General features: G+C 69.5%; 21 protein-coding genes. 15 read left to right on the top strand and 6 right to left on the bottom strand.

Annotated elements, in window-relative coordinates; genetic code table 11:
* The first annotated feature begins 3 nt into the window (after nt 1-3).
* The 4 genes from NL1_RS13845 to NL1_RS13860 all read left to right on the top strand — a co-directional run bounded on the left by NL1_RS13845 (nt 4) and on the right by NL1_RS13860 (nt 4518).
* Nucleotides 4-1698, top strand: coding sequence for a GMC oxidoreductase (locus NL1_RS13845; protein WP_067839015.1), 1695 nt, complete (start codon nt 4-6; stop codon nt 1696-1698).
* 54 nt (nt 1699-1752) lie between these two features.
* The gene (locus NL1_RS13850; RefSeq protein WP_067839018.1) at nt 1753-3144 is read left to right on the top strand and encodes a DUF2252 domain-containing protein; all 1392 of its coding nucleotides are present in this window, start codon (nt 1753-1755) and stop codon (nt 3142-3144) included.
* 110 nt (nt 3145-3254) lie between these two features.
* Nucleotides 3255-4151, top strand: a complete 897-nt coding sequence (locus tag NL1_RS13855; protein ID WP_067839021.1) for a nuclease-related domain-containing protein — start codon at nt 3255-3257, stop codon at nt 4149-4151.
* A 19-nt stretch (nt 4152-4170) separates the two neighbouring features.
* The gene (locus tag NL1_RS13860; RefSeq protein WP_067839024.1) at nt 4171-4518 is read left to right on the top strand and encodes a hypothetical protein; all 348 of its coding nucleotides are present in this window, start codon (nt 4171-4173) and stop codon (nt 4516-4518) included.
* A gap of 13 nt (nt 4519-4531) precedes the next feature.
* Here NL1_RS13860 and NL1_RS13865 read toward each other — a convergent pair whose 3' ends face one another.
* The gene (locus NL1_RS13865; RefSeq protein WP_067839130.1) at nt 4532-6466 is read right to left on the bottom strand and encodes an acyl-CoA dehydrogenase family protein; all 1935 of its coding nucleotides are present in this window, start codon (nt 6464-6466) and stop codon (nt 4532-4534) included.
* Nucleotides 6467-6552: 86 nt separating this feature from the next.
* On the opposite strand from NL1_RS13865, the gene NL1_RS13870 reads away from it, so the two are divergent.
* From NL1_RS13870 to NL1_RS13880, 3 genes are read left to right on the top strand one after another with little or no spacing between them, the layout of a single operon-like run.
* On the top strand, nt 6553-7206 hold the full coding sequence (locus tag NL1_RS13870) for a TetR/AcrR family transcriptional regulator (protein WP_067839027.1): 654 nt from the start codon (nt 6553-6555) through the stop codon (nt 7204-7206).
* Nucleotides 7206-8138: an ABC transporter ATP-binding protein gene (locus NL1_RS13875; protein WP_067839030.1), complete on the top strand. Its 933-nt coding sequence runs from the start codon at nt 7206-7208 to the stop codon at nt 8136-8138. Before NL1_RS13870 ends, NL1_RS13875 begins: the two co-directional genes overlap by 1 nt.
* Nucleotides 8135-9769, top strand: a complete 1635-nt coding sequence (locus NL1_RS13880) for an ABC transporter permease (RefSeq protein ID WP_067839033.1) — start codon at nt 8135-8137, stop codon at nt 9767-9769. Before NL1_RS13875 ends, NL1_RS13880 begins: the two co-directional genes overlap by 4 nt.
* Before the next feature lie 54 nt (nt 9770-9823).
* Here NL1_RS13880 and NL1_RS13885 read toward each other — a convergent pair whose 3' ends face one another.
* Nucleotides 9824-10684, bottom strand: coding sequence for an LLM class F420-dependent oxidoreductase (locus tag NL1_RS13885; RefSeq protein WP_067839036.1), 861 nt, complete (start codon nt 10682-10684; stop codon nt 9824-9826).
* Between the two features lie 232 nt (nt 10685-10916).
* On the opposite strand from NL1_RS13885, the gene NL1_RS13890 reads away from it, so the two are divergent.
* Together NL1_RS13890 and NL1_RS13895 are read left to right on the top strand one after the other, a co-directional pair.
* Complete coding sequence (locus tag NL1_RS13890) at nt 10917-12341, top strand: threonine/serine exporter family protein (protein ID WP_218024410.1); 1425 nt, start codon at nt 10917-10919, stop codon at nt 12339-12341.
* Between the two features lie 111 nt (nt 12342-12452).
* On the top strand, nt 12453-13115 hold the full coding sequence (locus tag NL1_RS13895; RefSeq protein WP_067839039.1) for a biliverdin-producing heme oxygenase: 663 nt from the start codon (nt 12453-12455) through the stop codon (nt 13113-13115).
* A gap of 3 nt (nt 13116-13118) precedes the next feature.
* Here NL1_RS13895 and NL1_RS13900 read toward each other — a convergent pair whose 3' ends face one another.
* On the bottom strand, nt 13119-14633 hold the full coding sequence (locus NL1_RS13900; protein ID WP_067839042.1) for a sugar transferase: 1515 nt from the start codon (nt 14631-14633) through the stop codon (nt 13119-13121).
* Between the two features lie 493 nt (nt 14634-15126).
* Here NL1_RS13900 and NL1_RS13905 point away from each other — a divergent pair, with 493 nt between their 5' ends.
* The 4 genes from NL1_RS13905 to NL1_RS13920 are packed head-to-tail and all read left to right on the top strand — an operon-like array spanning nt 15127 to nt 18894.
* A complete protein-coding gene (locus NL1_RS13905; RefSeq protein ID WP_084510567.1) occupies nt 15127-16437 on the top strand; it encodes a class I SAM-dependent methyltransferase in 1311 nt (436 codons plus the stop codon).
* Entirely contained in the window at nt 16434-17210 is a 777-nt protein-coding gene (locus NL1_RS13910) for a glycosyltransferase family protein (protein ID WP_067839045.1), read from the top strand. The genes NL1_RS13905 and NL1_RS13910 overlap by 4 nt, the downstream gene beginning before the upstream one ends.
* On the top strand, nt 17207-17857 hold the full coding sequence (locus NL1_RS13915; RefSeq protein WP_067839137.1) for a PIG-L deacetylase family protein: 651 nt from the start codon (nt 17207-17209) through the stop codon (nt 17855-17857). The genes NL1_RS13910 and NL1_RS13915 overlap by 4 nt, the downstream gene beginning before the upstream one ends.
* A gap of 2 nt (nt 17858-17859) precedes the next feature.
* Nucleotides 17860-18894, top strand: a complete 1035-nt coding sequence (locus NL1_RS13920; RefSeq protein ID WP_067839048.1) for an NAD-dependent epimerase/dehydratase family protein — start codon at nt 17860-17862, stop codon at nt 18892-18894.
* A gap of 25 nt (nt 18895-18919) precedes the next feature.
* Here the strand turns inward: NL1_RS13920 and rfbC are convergent, their stop codons facing one another.
* Nucleotides 18920-19492, bottom strand: coding sequence for a dTDP-4-dehydrorhamnose 3,5-epimerase (gene rfbC / locus NL1_RS13925; RefSeq protein ID WP_067839051.1), 573 nt, complete (start codon nt 19490-19492; stop codon nt 18920-18922).
* Nucleotides 19493-19574: 82 nt separating this feature from the next.
* Here rfbC and NL1_RS13930 point away from each other — a divergent pair, with 82 nt between their 5' ends.
* Entirely contained in the window at nt 19575-20666 is a 1092-nt protein-coding gene (locus tag NL1_RS13930) for a methyltransferase C-terminal domain-containing protein (RefSeq protein ID WP_245673241.1), read from the top strand.
* Between the two features lie 62 nt (nt 20667-20728).
* On the top strand, nt 20729-21367 hold the full coding sequence (locus NL1_RS13935; protein ID WP_067839056.1) for an MspA family porin: 639 nt from the start codon (nt 20729-20731) through the stop codon (nt 21365-21367).
* 21 nt (nt 21368-21388) lie between these two features.
* Here NL1_RS13935 and NL1_RS13940 read toward each other — a convergent pair whose 3' ends face one another.
* Both NL1_RS13940 and NL1_RS13945 read right to left on the bottom strand, forming a co-directional pair.
* Nucleotides 21389-22225 (bottom strand): glycosyltransferase family 2 protein, encoded by an 837-nt coding sequence (locus NL1_RS13940; RefSeq protein ID WP_067839059.1) that lies wholly within the window; start codon nt 22223-22225, stop codon nt 21389-21391.
* 9 nt (nt 22226-22234) lie between these two features.
* Nucleotides 22235-23563, bottom strand: coding sequence for a polysaccharide pyruvyl transferase family protein (locus NL1_RS13945; RefSeq protein ID WP_245673243.1), 1329 nt, complete (start codon nt 23561-23563; stop codon nt 22235-22237).
* Nucleotides 23564-23596: the final 33 nt, after the last annotated feature.

The raw sequence follows: 23596 nt of genomic DNA on the forward strand, positions 1-23596 counted from the left end.
GTCATGCCCGCATTCGACTACGACGTGGTAGTGATCGGTTCCGGGTTCGGCGGCAGCGTGAGCGCCCTGCGGCTGACCGAGAAGGGGTACCGGGTGGGCGTGCTGGAGGCCGGGCGGCGCTGGACGCCCGACGACCTGCCGAGCACGAATTGGAACGTGCGCAAATCCCTTTGGGCCCCGCGCCTCGGCCTGACCGGACCGCAGCGGATCAGCATCCTCGGCAAGTGCGCGGTGTTCTCGGGCGCCGGAGTGGGCGGCGGCTCGCTCATCTACGGCAACACCCTCTACGAGCCGCTGCCGAACTTCTACACCGACAAGCAGTGGGCGCACATCACCGACTGGCAGGCCGAACTGGCGCCCTACTACGACCAGGCCAAACGCATGCTCGGCGTCGCGCCCAACCCGCGCATGACGCCCGCCGACGCGGTGATCAAAGAGATCGCCGACGATCTCGGGGTCGGCGACACCTTCCACGCCACGAACGTCGGCGTCTTCTTCAACGAGTCCGATCCCGGCACCGAGGTCGACGATCCCTACTTCGGCGGCGCGGGCCCGCGCAGGCGCGGCTGCGTGCACTGCGCGCGGTGCTTCACCGGCTGCCCGCACAATGCCAAGAACACCACCCCCACCAACTACCTGTACCTGGCCGAACAGGCGGGCGCCGAGGTGCATCCGCTGACCACCGCCACCGCGGTGCGCCCGCTCTCCGGCGGCGGCTACGCCGTGCAGACCGAGCGCTCGGATCGCTGGATCCGCAAGCAGCGCAAGACGTTCACCGCCGAGCAGGTGGTGTTCGCAGGCGCCGCGCTGGGAACCCAGAAGCTCTTGCACCGGATGCGCGACGAACGGGTGCTGCCCGAGCTCTCACCGCGACTCGGCGAGCTCACCCGCAGCAACTCCGAGGCAATTCTCAATGTGGTGAGCCGCTCGCGCCGGGATTTCGCCGAGGGCATAGCGATCACCTCCTCCATCCACCCGGAGGCCGACACACACATCGAGGTCTGCCATTACGGCAAGGGACAGAACGCGCTGTTCCCGATGTCGGTGCCGATCGTGGACGGCGGCGCGTTCCGGTTCCTGCGGTTCCTGCTGGCGATCTTGTTGCATCCTTTGGTGTTTCTGCGCAGCCTGAACGCCAGGCACGCGTCGGAGAAGTCTGTGATCCTGCTGGTGATGCAGTCGCTGGACAACTCGCTGACCTCGTTCCGCAAGCGCGGTCAGCTCAAGACCAGGCAGGGCACGGGCGAGCCGAACCCGACCTGGATCCCGCTCGCGCACGACGTCGGCCGCCGCTTCGCCGACAAGGTCGACGGCGACACCCACGGCCTGATCATGGACGTCTTCGACATTCCCGCCACCGCGCACTACATCGGCGGCTGCGTGATCGGCGAGAGCTCGGAGACCGGCGTGGTCGACCCGTATCAGCGAGTGTTCGGGCATCCGGGTCTGCACGTCGCGGACGGGTCGGCGGTCACCGCGAATCTCGGCGTGAACCCCTCGCTGACCATCACCGCCCAGGCCGAGCGGGCCATGGCCTTCTGGCCCAACAAGGGCCAGCACGATCCGCGCCCCGCGCTCGGCGACCGCTACCTGCGCATCGATCCGGTCGCGCCCGCCAGGCCCGCCGTGCCCGCCGCGGCGCCGGGCGCGCTGCACTTGCCTATCACGCCCGCCGATCCCCCGGTGCCCGCGAACTGAGCTCGGTGCCGACGATGCGCGGGAACAGGCGTCGGCAGGCTAGCGTGATCCGTTGTGTCGGACAGTGGTGTTGATCTGCGCTCCTACGTCTCCGCCGAGAAGGTGCGGGAACAGGGGCGCGCCCTGCGCGAGCGCGTCCCGGTGACCGCACGCGACCGCGAGGTCACCGGCGCGCGGCGGCCGGAGGTGCTCGAATTCCTGCGCGCCGCGCACGCGGACCGGCTCCCGCACCTGGTGCCGCTGCGGGTGGGGCGCATGATGTCCGGACCGTTCACGTTCTACCGCGGCGCGGCCGGGCTGATGGCCGCCGATCTGGCGGGCGGGCCGGTCAGCGGGCTCGACACGCAGCTGTGCGGCGATGCGCACGCCGCGAACTTCGGCCTCTACGGCACCTCGCGCGGCGAAATCATCATGGACATCAACGATTTCGACGAAACCATCGCCGGGCCGTGGGAGTGGGATCTGGAGCGCCTCGCTGCCAGCCTGGTGCTGGCCGGGCGCGAGTCGGGCGCCGACGAGGACGACTGCCGCAAGGCCGCGCGCGACGCCGCCCGCAGCTACCGGATCGCCGTCGACGCACTCGCCGACATGCCGTTCATGGAGTCCTGGTCCGCCCTGCCCGACGAATCCGTGATCAGCAGGGCCAAGGCCGACGCCCTGCTCGACGACTTCAAGAAGGCGGCCAAGAAGGCGCGCAAGAACACCAGCGCCAAGGTCGCCGCCAAGTGGACCAGGCACCTCGACGACCACGAGACCGATATCAGCAAGCACCGATTCGTCAGCGACCCACCGGTTCTCACCCCGGTCGAGGACGCCGTGGAGCAGGCCGTCATCGACGGGCTGCAACGCTACGGCGACACCCTGCGCGAGTCGCGGCGCAATCTGCTTGCCCGATTCGCGGTGTCCGACGTCGCTTTTCGCATCGTCGGCACCGGAAGTGTCGGGCTGCACAGCTATGTCGCGCTGCTGCACGGCAACGACGGCGAAGTGCTTGTGCTGCAACTCAAGCAGTCCATTCCGTCCGCGCTGGCTCCGTACCTGCCCGCGCCGCCGGTGCGGCACGAGGGCGAGCGAATCGTGCAGGGCGCCAGGCTGGTTCAGTCCGAGTCCGACATCATGCTCGGCTGGACGACGCTCGCGTTGGGCGAACGCGAGCTGCCCTTCATCGTCCGGCAGTTCCGCAACTTCAAGGGCAGCATCGATCCGGCCGCGCTGTCCGCCGACGACCTCGACGACTACGGCAGGCTCGCGGGCGCGCTGCTGGCCCGCGCGCATTCGCGGTCGCTCGACCCCCGCCTGCTCTCGGGCTATCTGGACGGCGACGAGCGCTTCGAGGACGCCGTCGCGGCCTTCGCGGTGCGCTACGCCGACCGCACCGAGGCCGACCACGCGGAGCTCGAGCGCGCGGTGCGGGCGGGGAAACTCGCCGCCGAGGTTCCCGAGTGACCGGTGACGCCCACTCCCAACACGCCGGGTGTCGGCGTCGGCACGGCGCGCCTCGCGCCCTTGCTCGTATCCTGTCCACTGTCGAGTGATGACGTGAAGGGTGGTCGCGAATGCTCGTACGAGTACAGAACCCGGCTGGCACGAATGCCGAACGGGCACTGATCGACTGGCTGCGCACCTGGAAGGATCCGGTCAGCCCGCACGGCGTGGCCACCATCAATTGCAGCCTGTTCCACAAGGACAAACTGCACCAGTTCGACGCCGTCGTCTGGACGCCGACGAGCTGCGTGGTGATCGAGGCCGAAGCGCTCGTCGCCCGCCAGGACGGCGCGCTGGAGATCCCGCTGAACGGGCCGTGGACGATCAACGGTGAACCCGCCGCCATGGAGGGCAGGGACAAGCGCACGCCGCTGGAGAAGTCCCGCGACCACACCTTCGCGCTGCAGGATTGGCTGTCCGCCCGCGGCCTCGGGCAGCGCGCGGTGCACGGCGTCGCGCTGGTGGTCCCGCTGCGCGGGGCCGAGCTGCGCATCGAACAGGCTTGGAGCGACCCGAGTTTCGACGTCATCCTGGGCAACGACCCCGGCAGGCTGCGGCACTACTTCGACACCCTCGCCGAGAGCGAGAAGCACCTGTGGACCGCCAACGACATCGCGTTCGCCTTCCGCGGTCTCGGCCTTCTCCCCTATCTGCCCGCACCGCAGGAACTGCTCAACGAGGGCTTCCTCGGCCCCATCGACATCACCCTGTGGCACGGCGGCCCGCAGCAGGCGCAGGCCGAGGCGTACGCCGAAGAGCTGGCTCAGCTGGAGCGCGATGCGCAGGGGTCCGGCTTCGCCATCGAGGCGCCGTGGTACAGCCCGTGGAAGCTGTACCCGACGGAGCGCGGCGACATCGACATGGGCCGCGCGCTCATGCGGGCGGTGTTCACGGTCGGCATGGTGGTGGCCGTCGCCTGGATACTGTGGTTCGTCGTCACCGCGATCCTCACCTACGGGCCGGGCTGATCGCCCGAGAGGAGCATCCGTGGTCGAGCTCGAGGTAACACACGGCACCGTCACGATCCGGGTGCTCGGCGCGCATCGGCTGTGGGCGCTGCGCCGCACCATCACCGTCGAGCACGCCGACATCGGTGAGGTCGTGCCCGCCGAACCGTGGCTGCGGCCGCCGTGGCTACACGTCCCCGGCACCTACCTGCCCGGCGTGATCGCGGCCGGTACCTACCGGGACGGCAAGGGGCGCAAGGAGTTCTGGGACACGCGATTCGACGGCAGGGCCATCCGGATCGACCTCGCCAACGGACCGTTCACCCGCATGGTGGTCGATGTGGCTGATCCGCCCGCGGCGATCCGCACGCTGATCAAAGGTCACTGACCGCTGCCGCCGATCAGCTCCGCTCGTAGACGCTCGCGTCGTCGAGCAGCGCGGCGCGCAACATCGTCTCCGGCACGCCCATCGCCTCCACCAGCGTCAGCGCGTGCGGGCGCAGCCGGTCCACCAGCTCGTTCACCCCGCGGCGCACCGCCTTCGCGCGCTCGACCGACATGAACCGGTGCATGATGAACCAGGCCGAGTTCTCCTCGAGCATGGTGTAGACGAACAGATCGCACACGTCGTCGGCGAGCGCCTTGGCGTCCGGATCCTCGATGTCGCCGATGCCTTCGATGAAGGCCTCCAGCACCAGCCGGTCGATGTGCGCGGCGCCCGCGGCCAGGATGTGGTCCTGGGCGTTGTTGAACGCCTCGAAGGGGCCGGTCTCCTCGGCCCGCGCGCGCAGCCGGTGCCCGGCGGTACGGACCAGATAGTCCTCGCGGTCGGCGAACAGTTGCAGCTGCACCGAGCGGCGCGCCAGATCGCCCTCGTCGACTCCGTCGTCGCCCCGGTCGCGCAGCGTCTGGATGAGCTGGCGGACACCGGAGCGCTTACGCACCACATCGCCTGCCATGGTGGCGGCGAAGCGCACCCAGCCGAGCGCGTCCAGGTCGCGCACCTCGTCGGCGTAGGCGGTCAGCAGCTCCTTGGCGACCAGCTGGGTAAGGACTACGTTGTCGCCTTCGAAGGTCGTGAACACATCGGTGTCGCCCTTCAGCGTCACCAGGCGGTTCTCGGTGAGATACCCTGCGCCGCCGCAGGCTTCGCGGCACTCCTGGATGGCGCGGGTGGCGTGCCTGGTCTGGGCGACCTTCAGGCCCGCCGCGCGCTTCTCCAGCGCGCGCTGTGCGCTCGGATCCAGATCCTGACCGGTCTGCACCAGGTGCATGCGACGCACCAGATCGTTCTGCGCGAACGCGTAGGCGTAGGACTTCGCCACCAAGGGAAGCAGCCTGCGCTGGTGGCTGCGGTAGTCGAGCAGCACCGTCTCCTCGCCGCTGTCCGGGTCGGCGAACTGCCTGCGCTTCAGCGCGTAGCGCACCGCGATGCTCAGCGCCACGCGCGCGCCCGCGGCGGCCGCGCCGCCCACGCTGACCCGCCCGCGCACCAGCGTGCCGAGGGTGGTGAAGAAGCGCCTGCTCGGGTTGTCGATCTCCGAGCTGTAGGTTCCGTCGGGCGCCACGTCGGCATAGCGGTTGAGCAGGTTCTCGCGCGGGACGCGGACGTGGTCGAAGGCGATGCGGCCGTTGTCCACGCCGAGCAGCCCGCCCTTGAGGCCGTCGTCGGAGGTGGTGACGCCGGGCAGGTCGGCGCCCTGCTCGTCGCGGATCGGCACCAGCAGGCAGTGCACGCCCTGGTTCTCGCCCCCCGCGACGAGCTGGGCGAAGACCGCCGCCATCCGGGCGTGCTCGGCGGCGCCGCCGATGTAGTCCTTGCGCGCCGAGGGCGTCGGGCTGTGCACCACGAATTCCTGAGTGGCGGGATCGTAGGTGGCGGTGGTCTCGATATTGGCGACGTCGCTGCCGTGCCCTGATTCGGTCATCGCGAAACAGCCGAGCAGATCGAGCGAGATCAGTTTGCCGATGTACTCACGGTGACGTTCGGTGCCGAGGTTCTCGACCGCCCCACCGAACAGCCCCCACTGCACGCCCGCCTTGACCCACAAGGACAGGTCGGCGTAGGCGAGCATCTCCAATCCGGTGACGGCCGCGCCCGGTTCGCCGGTTCCGCCGTTCTCCCTGCGGAATCCGCGCTCGGCGTAGCCGAGGGTCGCGATCACCCGCATCTGGTCCAGCACGCGGGCCCGCGCCGCTTTGTAGTCGAGGTAGGGGTCGCCGGTGAATTCCTGCCCTGCCAGTTGGGTTCGGGCCTCCTCGCGGACCGAACCCCACGGTCCGTCGAGTGCCGCACGAAGGTGATCTGCCGTCGTCGAGCTGCTGCCGGTAACCATGACTTCGACCATAGTCGCCACGTACCACGCGTTCTCGAGGCAAAACTCTTGCCCCCGATTGAACGCGCGTTTAATATACTGAACATGTGTTCAAGCAACAGCCCGTATCGCAAGGACCCTCCGCGGATCTGACCACCGCGGCCCGCATCAGAGATGCCGCGATCGAAGTCTTCGGCGAGCACGGATTCCAGGTCGGGGTCCGCACCATCGCCGCGGCGGCAGGCGTCTCCCCGGGACTCGTCAACCACCACTTCGGCTCGAAGGACGGGCTGCGCTCCGTCTGTGACGACCGGGTGCTGGAACTGATCCGGGGCGAGAAGGTCAAGGCGATCACGGCGCCGAACGCCGCGACGGGCATGCTCGCCGCCCTGGCCGAGATCGAGGTGTACGGACCGCTGGTCGCCTACATGGTGCGCAGCCTGCAAGCAGGCGGACCGATGGCCGAGTCGCTCTTCGAGCACATGGTCGCCGACGCCGAGGTCTACATGCAGCAGGGCGTCGACATGGGGACCATCAAGCCGAGCCGCGATCACAAGGCCCGCGCCCGCTATCTGATGATGCTCAATGTCGGCGCCATCCTGCTGTGGGTCCAGCTGCACCGTCGCGACGACGAAAAGATCGATTTCCGCAAGGCGATCCGCGCGATCACCGAAGAACTCACCCCACCGGCCCTCGAGTTCTACACCCAGGGCCTGCTCACCGACACCACCCTGATGGACACTGTCATGAAGGAGCACTGATGTCCGAGGTCATCGAAGCCGAAGATCTGCGTAAGGCCTTCGGCCACGTCACCGCCCTCGATGGGCTGAACCTCACGGTCAGCGAGGGCGAAATCCACGGCTTCCTCGGCCCCAACGGCGCGGGCAAGTCGACCACCATCCGGGTCCTGCTCGGCATCCTGCGCGCCACCTCGGGTCGCGCCCGGCTGTTCGGCCGCGACCCGTGGACCGACGCGGTCGGCCTGCATCGCGAATTGGCTTACGTACCGGGCGATGTCACGTTGTGGCCGTCGCTGTCCGGCGGCGAGACCATCGACCTGCTTGCCAGGATGCGCGGCGGCATCAACGCCGAACGCCGCGCCGAGCTGATCGAACGCTTCGACCTCGACCCGCGCAAGAAGGCCCGCACCTATTCCAAGGGCAACCGTCAGAAGGTCGCGCTGATCTCCGCGCTCGCCTCCGACGTGCGGCTGCTGTTGCTCGACGAGCCGACCTCCGGCCTGGATCCGTTGATGGAACAGGTGTTTCGCGAGTGCGTGCACGAGGCACAGCAGCGCGGCACGACGGTGCTGCTGTCCAGCCACATCCTGTCCGAGGTGGAGGCGCTCTGCGATCGGGTGACCATCATCCGGGCCGGGCGGACCGTGGAGACCGGCTCGCTGTCGGAGCTGCGCCACCTCTCACACACCGCCATCACCGCCGAATTGCTCGGCGACCCAGGCGATCTCAGCCGGATCGGCGGCGTCGAGGACATCGAGCGAGACGGGTCGACGCTGCGCTGCCAGGTCGACAGCGAACATCTCGGCGAGCTCATCCGGGTGCTCGGCGACGCGGGCGTGCGGAGCCTCACCAGTGCGCCGCCCACGCTGGAGGAGCTGTTCATGCGGCACTACCACGTGGACGGCCAGGCTGCCGACACCGCGGCGACTCTCGGGGAGAAGGTGCGGGCATGACAACCGCCGCCGCTCACCGCGCCCCTGCCGCACCACTTTTCCGTGAATCCGCCGATTTCGCGGGCACCGGGCAGTTGCTGCGGTTGTATCTGCGCCGCGACCGGATCGTGCTGCCGTTGTGGTCGCTGCTGATCGGGTTGATGCCCGCCTTCCAGGTGGTCAGCGTCAAGGACCTGTACTCCACCCAGGCCCAGCTGGACGATTTCGCGCGGACCACCGCCGACAGCCCGGCCCTGCTCGCCATGTACGGACCGGTGTTCAGCACCGAGCTGGGTTCGATCGGCACCTGGAAGGCCGGCGCGATGTACACGATGATCGCGATCGCGACCATCCTGACCGTCATCCGGCACACCAGGGTCGAGGAGGAGACCGGTCGCGCGGAACTGGTGGGCGCCACCAGCATCGGCCGCTTCGCGGGTCTCACGGCCGCGCTCACGCTGACCTTCGGCGGCGCCCTCATCGCCGGAATCTCCTGCGCCGCTTCGCTCTACAGTGCCGATCTGCCCGCGTCAGGTTCGCTGGCGTTCGGCGCGGCGCTGGCCGCGTCCGGCATCGCGTGGGGCGCGATCGCCGCGGTCGCCGCCCAGGTCAGCGCGGGCGCGCGGGTCGCACGCGGTGTCGCGTTCGCGACCCTGGGCGCCGCCTTCGCCCTGCGCGCGGTCGGCGACGCGGGCAACGGCGTGCTCTCCTGGTTCTCGCCGATCGGCTGGTGCCTGCAGATCCGTCCATACGCAGGCGAACGGTGGTGGGTGCTGCTTCCGCTCGCCACGGTCGCCGTGCTGGCGACGGGAGCCGCCTACGCCCTGCTCGCCTCGCGCGACACCGGCTCCGGGCTGCTCGCCGAACGACAGGGACCTCCCGCCGCCGCGCCGCGCCTGTCCGGCCCTGTCGCGCTGGCCTGGCGCCTGCAGCGCGGCACGCTGGTGGCCTGGACGGTGGGCTTCGGCCTCTACGGTCTGCTGATCGGCAGCGCGGTGAACAGCGTCAGCGACATGCTCGACGACAGCGGCACCATCACCGATCTGGTCACCCGCATGGGCGGCTCGGAGAGCCTGGAGGAGTCGTTCATCGCCTACGCACTCGCCATGCTGGCCGCGGCTGCCGCCGCCTACTCGATCTCCGCGGCGCTGCGCCTGCACGACGAGGAGTCCAGCCAACGGGCCGAGGCCACGCTCGCGGCCGCGGTGGGCCGGACCCGATACGCGTTGAGCCACATCGGTTTCGCGCTGGCCGGGCCCGCGTTCGCCCTGCTGACCACCGGGCTCGCGATCGGCGTCGTCTACGGCCTGTCCACGGGTGAGCTCGGCGAGAAGCTGCCGGAATCGCTGGCCGCCGCGGCCGTCCAGGTGCCCGCGGTCTGGGTGGTCACCGGCATCACGGTGGCGATCTTCGGGCTCGCTCCGCGCTACACACCGGTCGCCTGGGGCGTGCTGAGCGGGATGGTTCTGCTCTTCTTCGTCGGCTCGCTCGACGGCCTGCCGCAGTGGATGGTCGACTTGGTGCCGTTCGTGCACCCGCCGAAGCTGCCGGGCGCGGCGTTCGAAGCGACGCCGATCCTGTGGTTGGTGGCCATTGCCGCGATCCTGCTGGCCCTCGGCATCGCGGCCTTCCGCCGCCGCGACCTACGCTGACCCGAGGTCGCACCGTGCGCCGCCGCTCGTTGACCAGCGGCGGCGCATCGCGTCTCAGCGCCGGTCGACCCCGGCCAAGCCCAGCTTGCCCGCCAGCCGCTCGAGGTAGGCGCGGACTTCGTCCGCGTCGCGGTCGGGCAGGCCGAAAACCGCTTCCGTCACACCGAGTTCGGCCCACTGCGCCAATTGCGCCGCGTCGTGCCGCCCGGCCAGCGCGACGATCTCGGGGGTCTCGGTGCGCCCGTGTTCGCGCCAGATCCGGTGCAGCAGTTCGATCTTCTCGCCGAGGCCTTCCTCGGTGGGCGTGGTGATCCACCCGTCCGCGTTCTTGGCGAGCCAGGCGAACGACTTCTCGCCGCCCGCGGCGCCGAGCAGCACGGGGATGCGCTTCTGCGTCGGCTTGGGCCAGGACCAGCTCGGTCCGAAGTTCACGAACTCGCCGGAGAAGCTCGCCTCCTCCTCGCTCCAGATCGCCCGCATCGCGTCCAGGTGTTCGCGCAGCACCGTGCGCCGCTTGTTGGCGGGCACCCCGTGATGGGCGAGTTCGTCGGTGTTCCAGCCGAATCCGACGCCGAGACTGACCCGGCCGCCGGACAGGTGATCCAGCGAGGCGATGGCCTTGGCCAGGGTGATCGGGTGGTGTTCGGCGGGCAGCGCCACCGCGGTCGAGAGCGTGATCCGCTCGGTCACCGCCGCGGCCGTGCCCAGCGCGACCCAGGGGTCGAGGGTGCGCAGATATCGGTCGTCGGGCAGGCTCGCGTCGCCGGTGCGCGGATGCGCGGCCGCGCGCACCACCGGAATGTGCGTGTGCTCGGGCACATAGAACGAGTCGAACCCTGCCCGCTCGGCCGCCGCGGCCGCGTCGGCGGGCGTGATGCCCCGGTCACTGGTGAACAACACGATCCCGTACCGCATCGTACGCACTCCCATCGCCAGAATTAGAACAAGTTCTACCATCTTTCGCCGCGCCGCACCACGAATCCGGCGTCCCGGACACGCCCGCTGACAGGCACGGATGCCGGACCCGCGCGCTACGACTACGTTCGCGGGCATGGGTCTTGACGCGCCGCCGGGAGGAGAAACCACTAACTCGCGAGCCGATCACCTCGGCTGGCGCAACCGATTGTGGCCACGTGGCGCCCCGCATCTGCCCGGCGTCAGCCAGGCCGTCGGGCTGCTGGTGGCCGACCGCCAAGCCACCGCCGACACCATCGTGGCCGCGCCCACTCCCCTGCAGCCGATCGACCTCACCGACGACGCCAGGGTCGCAGAGGTGCTCGATCTCGCCGTACGCGTCGGCGAGGTGGTGCTCGCCTCGGGCACCGGCGTCATGGATACCACCACCCAGGTGCGTTTCATCGCGGCCACCTACGGCTTGGCCCGCTGCGATATCGATGTCACCTACGACGCGATCCGCATCTGGGCCGACCGCGGCCCGCGGCTGCCGCCCGCGAGCACGATGCGCATCGTGCAGTACCGCGCGCTCGACTTCACCCGGCTGGCCGCGGTGGACCGGCTCACCCGGCGCATCCGCACCCAGGTGGTCGCGCCCGAGGACGCGCGCGCCGCGCTCGACGCCATCACCTCCGCGCCACACCCGTACCACCGCTGGACGGCGACGTTCGGCTGGTCGCTGCTCGCCGCCGCCATCGCCGTGCTACTCGGCGCGGGCATGGTCGTCGCGGCGCTCAGTTTCGCCACCACTGCGGCCATCGACCGGACGAACCGGGTGCTGAACCGGTACGGGCTGCCGTTCTTCTTCCAGCACATGGCGGGCGGACTCATCGCCGCGATCCCCGCCATCGCGCTGTCCACGCTGGCCGAACCGCTCGGCGTCCGGGCCGATCCCACGCTCATCATCGCGGCGGGCATCACCGTGCTGCTCAGTGGTCTGCAATTGGTCGGTTCGGTGCAGGACGCCATCACCGGAGCGCCGATCACCGCGACCGCACGGCTGTTCGAGGTAATGATGATGACCGGCGGCATCGTCGCGGGCATCGCGCTGGCGCTGCGCTTGGGGCCGCTGGTGGGCGCCACCGTGCCGTCCATCGATATGACATCGGGTCCCGACATCACCGATCTGCCGGTCAAGATCGCGGCGGGTGCGGTCGCCGCGCTGGCCTTCGCGCTCGCCTGCTACGCCGAGAAACGGGCGCTGGCCGCCGCGGCGATCGGCGGCGCGGCGGGCGCGATCAGCTATCTGCTCGTCCAGCACGCCGGGTTCGGTCCGGTGATCTCCTCGGGGGTGGCCGCCACCCTGGTCGGTCTGGCCGGTGGTCTGATGGCCCGCCGCGCGCTCACGCCCCCGCTGGTCGTCGCGGTCGCGGGCATCACGCCGCTGCTGCCCGGTCTCAGCGTGTACCGCGGGCTCTACGCCATGCTCACCGACGAACCGTTGATCGGCTTCGATCAGCTGCTGGCCGCCTTCGGCATCGGCTGCGCGCTGGCCGCGGGTGTGACACTGGGTGAATGGTGCGACCGCACGCTGCGCCGTCCGCGCATCCTCAGCCGCTTCGGTTCGCTGCGACGACCGATCGTGCGGCGCAGACGGCGCGCGAATCCCGCACACTGATACCGTGCCGCCACTCGGATGCGGCAGGCCCGGCGACCCGGTATGGTCGTTGCGGTTAGTTAGGGTAGCCAAACAAGTCGGCTGCCGCGGACGACGACGAGGTGGTTCGGAATGTCGGAGGCAGTATCTTTCTCGGCACGCATCCGGTCCGCTACCGCACGTCAGCACGCGAACGCGGAGAACTCCTCGTTCATCAGCGACATGCTCGGCGGTGTGCTCGGCATCGACTCCTACCATCGCTACACCGGCCAGCTGTGGTTCATCTACCGCGCGCTGGAGGCACGCTGGCCCGAACTGGCCGATGACACCGTCGCGGGCCCCTTCATCAAGCCGGAGCTGGCCAGGACCGCCGAACTCGAACGCGATCTCGCCGCGCTGCTCGGCCCGAACTGGCGCACCGAACTGCGGGCGCTGCCGGCCACCGCCGCCTACGCCGAGCGCATCGAGGAGTGCGCGCGCGACTGGCCCGCCGGCTACATCGCCCACCACTACACCCGGTATCTCGGCGATCTGTCCGGCGGTCAGGTGATCCGCGGCACCGCCGAGAAGCTGTGGGACCTGCCGCGCCGCGGCGACGGCGTTCGGTTCTACGTCTTCGACGACATCGCGAATCCGGCCGCTTTCAAACGCGAATACCGCGCGCTGCTCGACGACCTGTCGGTGGACGAGCTCGAGCGCAGGCGGGTGCTCGAGGAGTGCCAGCGCGCCTTCGACTTCAACACCGCGATCTTCGCCGAACTCGCCGAAGAGTTTCCGGCACGCCGCCCGTCCTGACGATCAGTAGGCGCCCTCGCCGCGCGCGACCGCGCCGACGGTCTTGGCGATCAGCAGCAGGTCGAGCACCATCGACCAGTTCTCCACGTACGAAAGATCCAGCCGCACCGAATCTTCCAGCGAGAGGTCCGATCGGCCGCTCACCTGCCACAGGCCGGTGACGCCCGGTTTGACCAGCAGCCTGCGCCGCATCTCGCCGTCGTAGGTGTCCACCTCGCGCTGCACCTGCGGCCGCGGGCCGACGACGCTCATATCGCCGCGCAGCACGTTGAAGAACTGCGGCAGCTCGTCCAGGCTGAACTTCCTGATCACCCGCCCGACGGGCGTCACCCGCGGATCTTCCTTCATCTTGAAGAACACCGGGTTTCCGCCGTTGGCCTCGATCAGCGCGGACACGGTGTGCTCGGCGTCCTGGTACATGCTGCGGAACTTGATCATCTGGAACGGCTTGCCGCCGCGCCCGATTCGCTCCGAAAGATAGAACACGGGTCCGGGGCTGGTCAGTTTGACCGCGAGCGCGATGCCGAGCAGTACCGGCGCGATCGCCAGCAGCACGCCCGCGGCGAAACACGCGTCGAAGACCGCCTTTCCGGTCGACTTGGCCCGGTCGTACTGCGGTTTGGCGATGTGCAGCATCGGCATTCCCGCGACGAGCCGGTTGGTCAGCCGGGTCCCCGAGATGTCCACCACGCCCGGCGCGACGATCAGCTCGACGCCGAGGGGATCGAGTTCCCAAGCCATCCTGCGCAATTCGGCCGGACCCAGGTAGTCCGTCGTGGTGACCGCGACGGTGTCCGCACCGCTGCGGCGCACCGCATCCAGCACCGAGCGATCATCGCCGACGACGGAGAAGGTGCGGCCGGACACCTGGAGCCGGGACCGGCCGATCGCGGCGAAGCCGTCCGGAATACACACGCCCACAATGCGATAGCCGGAATCCGGATCGCGGGAGAACGCGCTCGCCATCGCCTGCGCCGCTTCCGGCGCGCCGACCACGAGCACCGAGGTCAGGTACTCCGCGCGACCGCGCCGCCTGCCCCGGGTGTGCCAGCGCCAGGCCAGCCTGCTGAACATCAGGCCGAGCAGCCCGAGCGGCAGCGCGATCGCCAAATAGCCACGCGCGAATTCGATCTGGACGATCAGCGAGACGATCGCCAGCGCGCCGAACAGTCGTAGCGTGGCCGAGACCAGCCGCCGGTACTCCTCGGTCCCCGAGCCGACCACCTGCGGCGAGCGGGTGTTCGAGACGGCGAGGAACAGCGCCCAGGTGAGCGCGAGCGTCACGGAAACGACCGTGTAGCCGACCTCGTAGGGCATCCGCCAGGCCAGCGGCGGCGCGACCGGCCCGCCGAACCTGATCACCTGGGCCAGCCCGATCGCCGCCCCGATGACGAGCACATCCGTTGTGGCCAAGTGTCTTACGTAGTCGGCTTGCCAGCGTTCCCGCTCGGAACGCGGCGCGCTGAGCGACGGACCGGATATCTCGAGATCGTCGCCGTCGGTGAGCTCGTAGCTCATGGAACACACACCTCCCCCTGGGAGAGAATTCGTCGCCCCCGATCCCCGTCGATCGGCCCCCGCAACCCGCATCGGCCGCCCCGGGGTGTTCGGTCATTCGACGGCCAACAGCAGATTGTTACAGAACCTGAATCGATATGCATATCGAATGCCAAGTCTCGCAATGTATTCCAGAAAATAGCGGACAAAGTATCGGTCGGTTTTCAACCCGGACTCGAAAAACGAGCAGGGGCGAAAGATCGCGGCAGGTGGTGTCCCCGAACTGCTTCCGGATCGAAACGAGGGCGAGCGGGCCGAGCGGGAGCCATCCCCGATAGCGGGCCCGATGCCCGCCCGCGACACGCCGGGAGACTTGTCCGTAACCCGCTACCCCCCAATCGCTTTCATCCGCCATATCGATGCCGTTCGCTGTAACGTCTCACTGGATCGCCTCGCCGCCAGGGCGTACCGGCCAGTGCCGGGCGATCGTTCTCTCGGCAGAAGGTGGGTCTGCATGCGTTGTCGTCTGTGTGATTCCGCGCGCCTTTCGAGCGTGCTCGACCTCGGCGCGACGCCGCCCTGCGAGAAATTCCTCGCGGCCGACGAACTCGACCTCCCGGAGCCCACTTATCCGCTGCATCTCCGGCTGTGCGAGGACTGTCTGCTCCTACAAATTCCGGCCTTGATCACGCCCGAGGAAACATTTACCGAATACGCCTATTTCGCTTCGTATTCCGAAAGCTGGGTGCGGCACGCTGAAAGATTCGTTTCGCACGCCATCGAGAGACTGGACCTCGGAGCCGAGTCCTTCGTCGTGGAGGCCGCGAGCAACGACGGCTATCTGCTCCGGCACATGGTCGCCGCGGGTATCCGCTGTCTCGGCATCGAACCGTCGGTGAACGTCGGCGCGGCTGCCCGCGCACTCGGTGTGCCGACCGAAACCCAGTTCCTGGACGAGGATTCGGCGGCGAAGGTCCGCGCGACCCACGGACCCGCCGACCTGGTCGTCGCCAACAACGTCTACGCGCACGTGCCCGACCTGCGCGGGTTCACCCGTGCGCTGCGCGCCCTGCTGGCCGACGACGGCTGGCTGACGATCGAGGTGCACCACGCGGCGAATCTGCTGCGGCTCGGGCAGTTCGACACCATCTATCACGAGCACTTCCAGTACTACACGGTGCTGTCGGCGCAACGTGCGCTCGCCACGGCCGGACTCACCGTCGTCGACGTGGAACTGCTTGCCACGCACGGTGGTTCGATTCGCCTCTGGGCCCGGCCCGAGGCGGCGGCCGGAGGGCCCGGCGAACGGGTCGCCGAGGTTCTGCGCGACGAGGCCGAGGCCGGGCTGCACGACCCCGACGGCTACCGAGCCCTCGCCCCGCGCGCCGCGCACGTCCGTCAGGAGCTGCTGCGCTATCTGCTCGAGCGGCGCGCCGAAGGCAAGCGGGTGGTCGGCTACGGCGCACCGGGCAAGGGCAACACCCTGCTCAACTACTGCGGCATCCGGCCCGACCTGCTCGAGTACACGGTCGACCGGAACCCGTACAAGCACGGCCGCTTCACGCCGGGCACGCGCATCCCGATCCACGCGCCCGACCGCATCGACGCCGATCGCCCGGACGTGGTGCTCGTGCTGCCGTGGAATCTGGAGACCGAGCTGACCGCGCAGCTGCGCCACATCGCCGACTGGGGCGGCGAGCTGGTCTACCCGCTGCCGACCGTGCATCGCGCCGACCTCACCGGCGCGGACCGAGACGACGCCGCGGGGTCCACGGCGCCCACCGACAACGACTTCGAACACTTCACGGGGAGGCCCGCACGATGAAAGTTGTGCTGTTCTGTGGCGGCTACGGGATGCGGATGCGTGACGGCTCCGACGACATGATCCCCAAGCCGATGCAGCTGGTCGGTCCGCGACCGCTGCTGTGGCACGTGATGCGCTACTACGCGCACTTCGGCCACAAGGAGTTCATCCTGTGCCTCGGCTACGGCGCCGAGCACATCAAGAACTTCTTCCTCACCTACGAGGAGTCGGTCTCCAACGACTTCGTCATCCGCGAGGGCCGTGTCGAGTTGCTGCGCAGCGATATCAGCGACTGGTCCATCACCTTCGCGGACACCGGCGTGGAATCGCCCATCGGCGAGCGGCTTCGGCGGGTCAGGCAGTACGTCGGCGAGGACGAGATGTTCCTGGCCAACTACGCCGACGTGCTGACCGACGCGCCGCTGGACGAGATGGTCGCCAGGTTCACCGCCTCCGGCGCGGCGGCCTCCATGATGGTCGTGCCGCCGCAATCCTCGTTCCACTGCGTCGATCTCACCCCGACCGGCGAGGTCAAGGACATCATGCCGGTCTCCAGGATGCCGCTGTGGGAGAACGGCGGGTACTTCGTGCTCACCCAGGAGGTGTTCGACCTGCTGCCGCCCGACGGCGATCTGGTGGCCGACGCGTGCGGCACGCTGGCCGGGCAGGGCAGGCTGTTCGGGTACCGGCACCTCGGTTTCTGGAAGCCCGCCGACACGTTCAAGGAACGCGCGGAACTCGATGCGGGCTACCGCGCGGGCCTGCGGCCGTGGATGGTCTGGGAGCCCGCGTGATTCCCCTGATCGCCGGGCCCGTCAGCGAGATCGCGGTGCTCGGCGCGCACTGCGACGACATCGCGATCGGCATGGGCGCCACGCTGCTCGCGCTGGCGCGCCGCCGCCCCGGCCTGCGGGTGCACGCGCTGGTGCTGTCGGGCGGCGGCACCGGACGCGAGGCCGAGGAGCGCGCCGCGCTCGCCGACTTCTGTCCCGGCGCAGCGCTCGCGCTCACGGTGCTGGACGTTCCCGATGGTCGCGCGCCCGCGCACTGGGATCGAATCAAGAACGCGCTGGCGGCTTTCCGCGTCGGATGCGCACCGGATCTGGTGTTCACGCCGCAGCGTGGCGACGCCCACCAGGATCACCGGCTGCTCGCGGAGCTGACGCCCACCGAGTTCCGCGATCACCTGGTGCTCGGCTACGAGATCCTCAAGTGGGAGACCGATACGCCGCGCCCCACCGTCTTTCAGCCGGTCTCCGCCGACCTCGCCGAGGAGAAGGCGCGGCTGCTGCACAAGCACTACCCCTCCCAAACCGGGCGCGACTGGTTCGACGAGGCCGCGTTCCTCGGTCTGTCCCGGCTGCGCGGCGTACAGAGCCGGACCCGGCACGCGGAGGCATTCGTTCTGGACAAGGCCGTCGTCGAGCTGGGAGGCAGCTGAACATGCGGGTACTGCTCACCGGACACCAGGGCTATCTGGGCACCGTCATGGCGCCGGTGCTCCGCGCCGCGGGCCACGAGGTGGCCGGACTGGACTCCGGGTTCTTCGCCGACTGCGTGCTCGGCGTGTTCCCCGGCGATCCGCCGGGCTCGGCGGTCGACCTGCGCGATGTGCAGGTCGAGCGACTGACCGGGTTCGACGCGGTCGTCCATCTCGCGGCGCTGTCCAACGATCCGCTGGGCGCGCTCGCGCCCGAAATCACCTACGACATCAACCATCACGCGTCTGTGCGGCTGGCCCGATTGGCGAAAGAGGCGGGCGTGCGCCGATTCCTGTACGCCTCGACCTGCTCGGTGTACGGCGCCGCGGGCGCGGACCTGGTGACCGAGGACGCGCCGCTGCGGCCGATCACCCCGTACGCGGAGAGCAAGGTGCGCGTCGAGGACGATGTCGCGGACCTGGCGGATTCCGGCTTCTCTCCCGTATTCCTGCGCAACGCCACGGCTTTCGGCTTCTCGCCGCGGCTGCGGGCCGACATCGTGCTGAACAATCTCGTCGGCTACGCCGTGCTCACCGGCGAGGTGAAGGTGCTCTCCGATGGCACGCCGTGGCGTCCGCTGGTGCACGCGCGGGATATCGCCGCCGCCTTCGCGACCTGTCTCACGGCGCCGATCGAGGCGATCCACGGCCGCGCGTTCAATATCGGCACCGAGGAGAACAACCTGACGGTCGCCGAGATCGCCGCGGCCGTGGTGGCCGCAGTGCCCGGCTCCCGGCTGCTCATCACCGGGGAGAACGGCGCCGATCCGCGCTCCTATCGCGTCGATTTCTCCGCCGCGCGCCAAGCCATCGGGTTCCGCGCCGAGTGGACCGTGCCCGCGGGCGCGTCCGAGCTGTACCGCGAGTACACCGCGAGGGGGCTGACCAGTGCCGACTTCTTCCACCGCTTCACCAGGCTTGCGCACCTACGCAAGCTGTGCGACTCCGGCGTGCTCGATGCCTCGATGCGCCGCACCGAGGCGGCGGCGCACCCGTGATGCGGTACGCCGCAGGCCCTTTCGCTCAGCGCGACGCGGGACGGCGCCAGACCGTACGCAGCAGCTGATCCCAGCTGCCCGCGCGCGCGTCACGCGCCGACACCTCGGTCACCGGAAGAGGCCAGGCGATGCCGAGATCGGGGTCGTCGTAGGCCACGCCGATGTCCTCGGCAGGATCGTGCGGCCGATCGATGCGGTAGCAGACATCGGCCGTCGGGGTGAGTGCCTGGAAGCCGTGCAGGAAGCCAGGCGGCACGTACAGGTGACGGAAATCGGTGTCGTCCAACAGGAATGCCTGCTGAGTGCCGAAAGTGGGCGAGCTGGGCCGGATGTCGACGAGCACGTCGTGCACCGCGCCGTGCGCGCAGCGCACCAGCTTGGCTTCGCCGCGCCCGGAGCGCCCGTGCATGCCGCGGACCACACCGCGCGCGGAACGGGATTGGGAGTCCTGGACGAAGGCGGCCGCGGCGCCCGGCGTGCCGAGTCGCTCATCGAACAGCTCGGCGTCGAAGGTCCGGGTGAAGAAGCCCCGAGCATCGTGGAACGGCTGCGGAACGAGCAGCAGAACGTCGGCGAGCTCGGTCTGCTCGATACGCACGGGGTCATCGTGCCATGAGAGAAGGGGATCCGGCATGAGTTCCGCGCCGGGGAATGTCTGCCGGGGGTGCGCAGCGGAGACCATGAGCACCGTCCTGGATCTCGGCAAAGTACCTGTGGCCGACCACTTTCCGCCGATCGGCAGTCCGATCGAGCCCGGGGAGAGCGGACATCCGCTACGGATGGACCACTGCGCCGCGTGCGGACTCGCCCAGCTCGCCGAGGACGACACCGTCACCGCGGAACCGCGCGGCGTGGAGCCGCGGGCGCTGCGCGACCAGGCGGCCGACGCGGTGGCCACGGTCGCCGCGGCCGGGTTGCTGACCGGAAGCACGGCGCGCGAATTCGGCAGCCCGCACGGCGGCACCTGGCTACCGCTGCTTGCCGCGCGCGGGTTCACCGAGACCACCGCACCGGCCGACGTGGTGCTGGATTGCTTCGGGATCATGCACGAGCCCGACCAGCGGGCGGCGTTCCGGCGGCGCGCGGCCGCGACCGCACCGCACGGCGCGCTACTTGTCCAATACCACTCGCTGGCCACCATCGTGACGGCGGGGCAATGGAACGCGTTGCGCCACGGGCACTTCGCCTATTACTCGCTGGCCGCTCTCGTGGGATTGCTGCACGGCGTCGGCATGACCGTCACGCACGCGTGGCACTTCGACCTCTACGGCGGGACCGTGCTGCTGCGCGCGGTGCACGGCGCGGCGGCGCAGCACGGATCGGTCCGCGGCGTGCTCGACAGCGAAGCGCCCCACCTCGTTCCGAGCGCGCTGCCCGCACTCCAGCGCGCCGCCGACGAGCATGCGAGCGCGCTCCGCCGATGGCTGGACGACCGGGCCGAGCGCGGTCTGCGCGTCTACGCGTACGGCGCGGCGTCGCGCGCGGTCGCCCTGTTCAGCCTGGCCGGCGCGCACCGTGGCGTGATCGCCGCGGTCGCCGACGCCTCCCCCGCCAAGCACGGGCGACGGATGCCCGGCACCGACATCCCGATCGTCTCCCCCGGCGAACTCGTCTCGGCGCGACCGGATCTCGTGCTCCTCACGCTGCCCGATCTGCTGGCCGAGGTGCGTGTGACCTATCCCGAACTCGACGGCCACTGGGTGGTCGACACGCCGTCCGGACCGCGGGAAGGAGGCACAGGGACAGCGATTGTTCGCCGCGCCGCAACGTGATTCGTTGCCGCAGGGCCGCGTTCTTCTTCCGTACGACGAGTATTCACACAGAGGGGATTCTGATGAGTCACGCCAACCAGCTCCGCTATCGGGGCGTCCGCGCTTTCGCGCTCGCCTCCGTCCTGGCGGCCGGGCTGGTCTTCGGGAACGGTTCCGCCGCCGCGGCAATCGACAGCAGCAACACCATCGTGGACCGTGAGGACCGCGCGGTGGAGGCGATCCAGGCCGACACCCGCATCGACTTCGTGCCTCCGCTGGACGGCAACCCGCTGACCAGGGAATGGTTCCACCACGGGGAGGCGGCGTTCAAGATCTCCGGCCCGCACGCCGAGGACTGGAAGGGCCGGATCACCATCGGTTACCAGGTCGGCTTCCCGGCCACCCTGAACGGCAAGATCCGCTTCGACTATTCGACGCCGGGCCTCGGCGTCGATCTCGGCGGCGGTGACGGCGCGGTGCTCAAGATCGACAGCCTGATCCCGCGGCTGGGCCTCCAGGTGGAGGTCGGCTTCGGGCCTGGCATCCAGACGATCGAATGCGCGAGCGGCGAGATCTCCGGCACGTCGGGATTCCTTCGCATGTCGGGCTTCCACGGCACCGTCACCGGCGTGGTCGGACCGACCAACATTCGCCCGTTCGTGATGGTCGTCGGCGCGAGCGGCGACACGGTGATCACCTACGGCAGGCTCTGGACACTCTGAGCCCGCCGACGGCCGCCCGGATCAGACCAGCAGATCCGGGCGGTTCCGCACGGTGGCCAGCGCCCGCACGCGCAGCCGGTACAACGCCGCCCTCGCCAACCGGGTGTCTCCCGCCAGCACGTCCCCGCGGTGCACCAGGTCCGGGTAGTCGTGCGCGATGCGGTGGTGGAAGCGGTACATGTCCGTCAGCTTGCTCACCGTCGAGGTCCGGCTGCACAGGTTGAACGAGGAATTGCGCCAGGCGGCAAGGATTTCCGTCATTCCGAAGAACGCACCGAACGAACTCACCCTGGCGAACAGGTCGACGTCCATCGGAAACACCAGGTCACCGCGCAGGCCGCCGACCTTGTCGTAGTGCTCGCGGTAGAACATCGCCGCGGCGGTCGGGCCGAAGTCCGCGGGACCGCGCCGCACGATGGTGCGCGCCAGCGCGCGGGGGGTCTGCCTGCCAAGCAGGCCGGCCAGGCCGAGCCCGGATTCGAGCACCTCTCCCGCCTCGTCGATCACCTCGAACCGGCTCGACGAGATGGCGATCGAGGCGTCGGCCATCACGGCCAGCTGCGCGGTCAGCGCACCGGGTCGCAGCACGTCGTCGGCGCACACCACCTTCACCAGCGTTCCGGTCGAAGCGGTGATGACCTTGTCCCAGTTCTCACCGATCGGCAACACGGCGTCGTTGCGCAGCACCCGCACCCGGGAATCGCCGACGGAGCGCGCCACCTCCCCCGTGTCGTCGGTGCTGGCGTTGTCCAGCACGAGCAGCTCGAAGTCCTCGTCCTGCGCGAGTATCGAACGCAGCGTGGCGGCGAGCGTCCGCCCCGAGTTGTACGCAGGAACGCACACCGACAGCGATGCCATGCCAGCCCCCTAGCCGTCGACCCGGGCGACCGGGCCGTTCTCCACCAGTCGAAACACTCGCTCCAGACCCGCTCTGCTCGCGTCGATCTGCTCGACGGCCGTCTGCTGCAACGGATCACGCAATCCCGGAGCGGCCGCCCACAGCTCGTCGACGGCCTCTCGCAGCGCCGAGTCCAGGTCGGGGTCGTCCAGGTGCACCACGCGCAGTCCGGCACCGAACATGCCCGCCAAGCCGTGGAATTTGTCGTCGTAGTACTCCGAGGCCGTGATGCCGACCGCGGGAATGCCTTGGGACAGTGCGAAAACCGCCAGGTGGTAGGCGCTGGTCACCAGCACGCGGCAGCGCGCGACCTGCCTGGCCACGTCCTGCGGGGTGCCGCCGCGCCCGACCGGCGGCCTGTGCCGCGCCGCGCCGGCCAGCAGCGGCAGCGTGGAGCGGCGGTCTTCGGAGGCGTATTCGGAGATGATCAGCGGCATCAGTCCCGCGTCCAGCGCCGTGGCGCGGTCGCGCACCACGCGGCCCAGCGTCTCCCTGGCCGCCGCGCCGACCGGCGCGTATTCCGCGACACGGAGACACAGACCGAGATCGGCGCCGATGCGGGCGTCGCGCAGCCGGTAACCGAATTCCACCGCGTCGTCGCCGGTGACCATGGTCTGTTCCGGCGCGACGCCGAGCCGGGCCAGCAGTTCGGGTCCGCGCCGGTTCTCCCGCAGTGCGACGAAGTCCACGCCGGGCAGCACCTCGGCGGCGCGGTCGAGCAGGTGCGGATCGCGCAGCGGGCCGATGCCCTGGCCGACCAGTGCGGTCGGAATACCTTGGGAATGCGCATGTTCCAGCAGATCGAGGGTCCGGTGCGCCTGGTACTTGTCGACGTCGGTCAGATACCCGCCGCCGAGGGCGAGCACCAGCGACGCCTCGCGCACCGCCGCGGGGACTTCCGCCGACCTCTCGGCCGCCGCGGGCTCGGCGACGACCGCAGGGGCGGCCTCGGCGCGCAGCGCGCGAATCCGGTCCTTGGGTCCGTCGGTGGCCGCGCGCCAGCGCAAGGCGGCGGGGCCGATCAGTTTCGTTGCGGCCGTGCGGGATACCCGCCCAGCCCAGCCATCGGAACCCCAGGACCAGTCGGGTCCGCTGATAGGTTCCGCCTCCGGAAGTAGCGCGCGCAGCACCGCGGGTTGATGCGTGAGCACCCCGATGCGCGCCTGCGGCCAGCGGGCGCGTAGGCGCTCGACGGTGGTGACCATCATGGCGATGTCACCGCGATTACGCAGCCAGTACTCGCCGTTCTCCACGAGCACGCGAATATCGCGCTCGGCGAAAGCGACTCGCTCGGGCACAGAACTACCGATCCCCACTGTCAGTCCTCCCGC

Origin of the sequence: Nocardia lijiangensis NBRC 108240 (assembly GCF_001613045.1) — a bacterium.
GTDB classification, from domain to species: domain Bacteria; phylum Actinomycetota; class Actinomycetes; order Mycobacteriales; family Mycobacteriaceae; genus Nocardia; species Nocardia lijiangensis.

Bases quoted from the DNA above. Each gene is read 5' to 3' on its own strand.
- NL1_RS13845 (WP_067839015.1), top strand. From the start codon at position 4: ATGCCCGCATTCGACTACGACGTGGTAGTGATCGGTTCCGGGTTCGGC.
- NL1_RS13855 (WP_067839021.1), top strand. From the start codon at position 3,255: ATGCTCGTACGAGTACAGAACCCGGCTGGCACGAATGCCGAACGGGCA.
- NL1_RS13865 (WP_067839130.1), bottom strand. From the start codon at position 6,466: ATGGTTACCGGCAGCAGCTCGACGACGGCAGATCACCTTCGTGCGGCA.
- NL1_RS13875 (WP_067839030.1), top strand. From the start codon at position 7,206: ATGTCCGAGGTCATCGAAGCCGAAGATCTGCGTAAGGCCTTCGGCCAC.
- NL1_RS13880 (WP_067839033.1), top strand. From the start codon at position 8,135: ATGACAACCGCCGCCGCTCACCGCGCCCCTGCCGCACCACTTTTCCGT.
- NL1_RS13885 (WP_067839036.1), bottom strand. From the start codon at position 10,684: ATGCGGTACGGGATCGTGTTGTTCACCAGTGACCGGGGCATCACGCCC.
- NL1_RS13895 (WP_067839039.1), top strand. From the start codon at position 12,453: ATGTCGGAGGCAGTATCTTTCTCGGCACGCATCCGGTCCGCTACCGCA.
- NL1_RS13900 (WP_067839042.1), bottom strand. From the start codon at position 14,633: ATGAGCTACGAGCTCACCGACGGCGACGATCTCGAGATATCCGGTCCG.
- NL1_RS13905 (WP_084510567.1), top strand. From the start codon at position 15,127: ATGCGTTGTCGTCTGTGTGATTCCGCGCGCCTTTCGAGCGTGCTCGAC.
- NL1_RS13910 (WP_067839045.1), top strand. From the start codon at position 16,434: ATGAAAGTTGTGCTGTTCTGTGGCGGCTACGGGATGCGGATGCGTGAC.
- NL1_RS13920 (WP_067839048.1), top strand. From the start codon at position 17,860: ATGCGGGTACTGCTCACCGGACACCAGGGCTATCTGGGCACCGTCATG.
- NL1_RS13930 (WP_245673241.1), top strand. From the start codon at position 19,575: ATGAGCACCGTCCTGGATCTCGGCAAAGTACCTGTGGCCGACCACTTT.
- NL1_RS13935 (WP_067839056.1), top strand. From the start codon at position 20,729: ATGAGTCACGCCAACCAGCTCCGCTATCGGGGCGTCCGCGCTTTCGCG.
- NL1_RS13940 (WP_067839059.1), bottom strand. From the start codon at position 22,225: ATGGCATCGCTGTCGGTGTGCGTTCCTGCGTACAACTCGGGGCGGACG.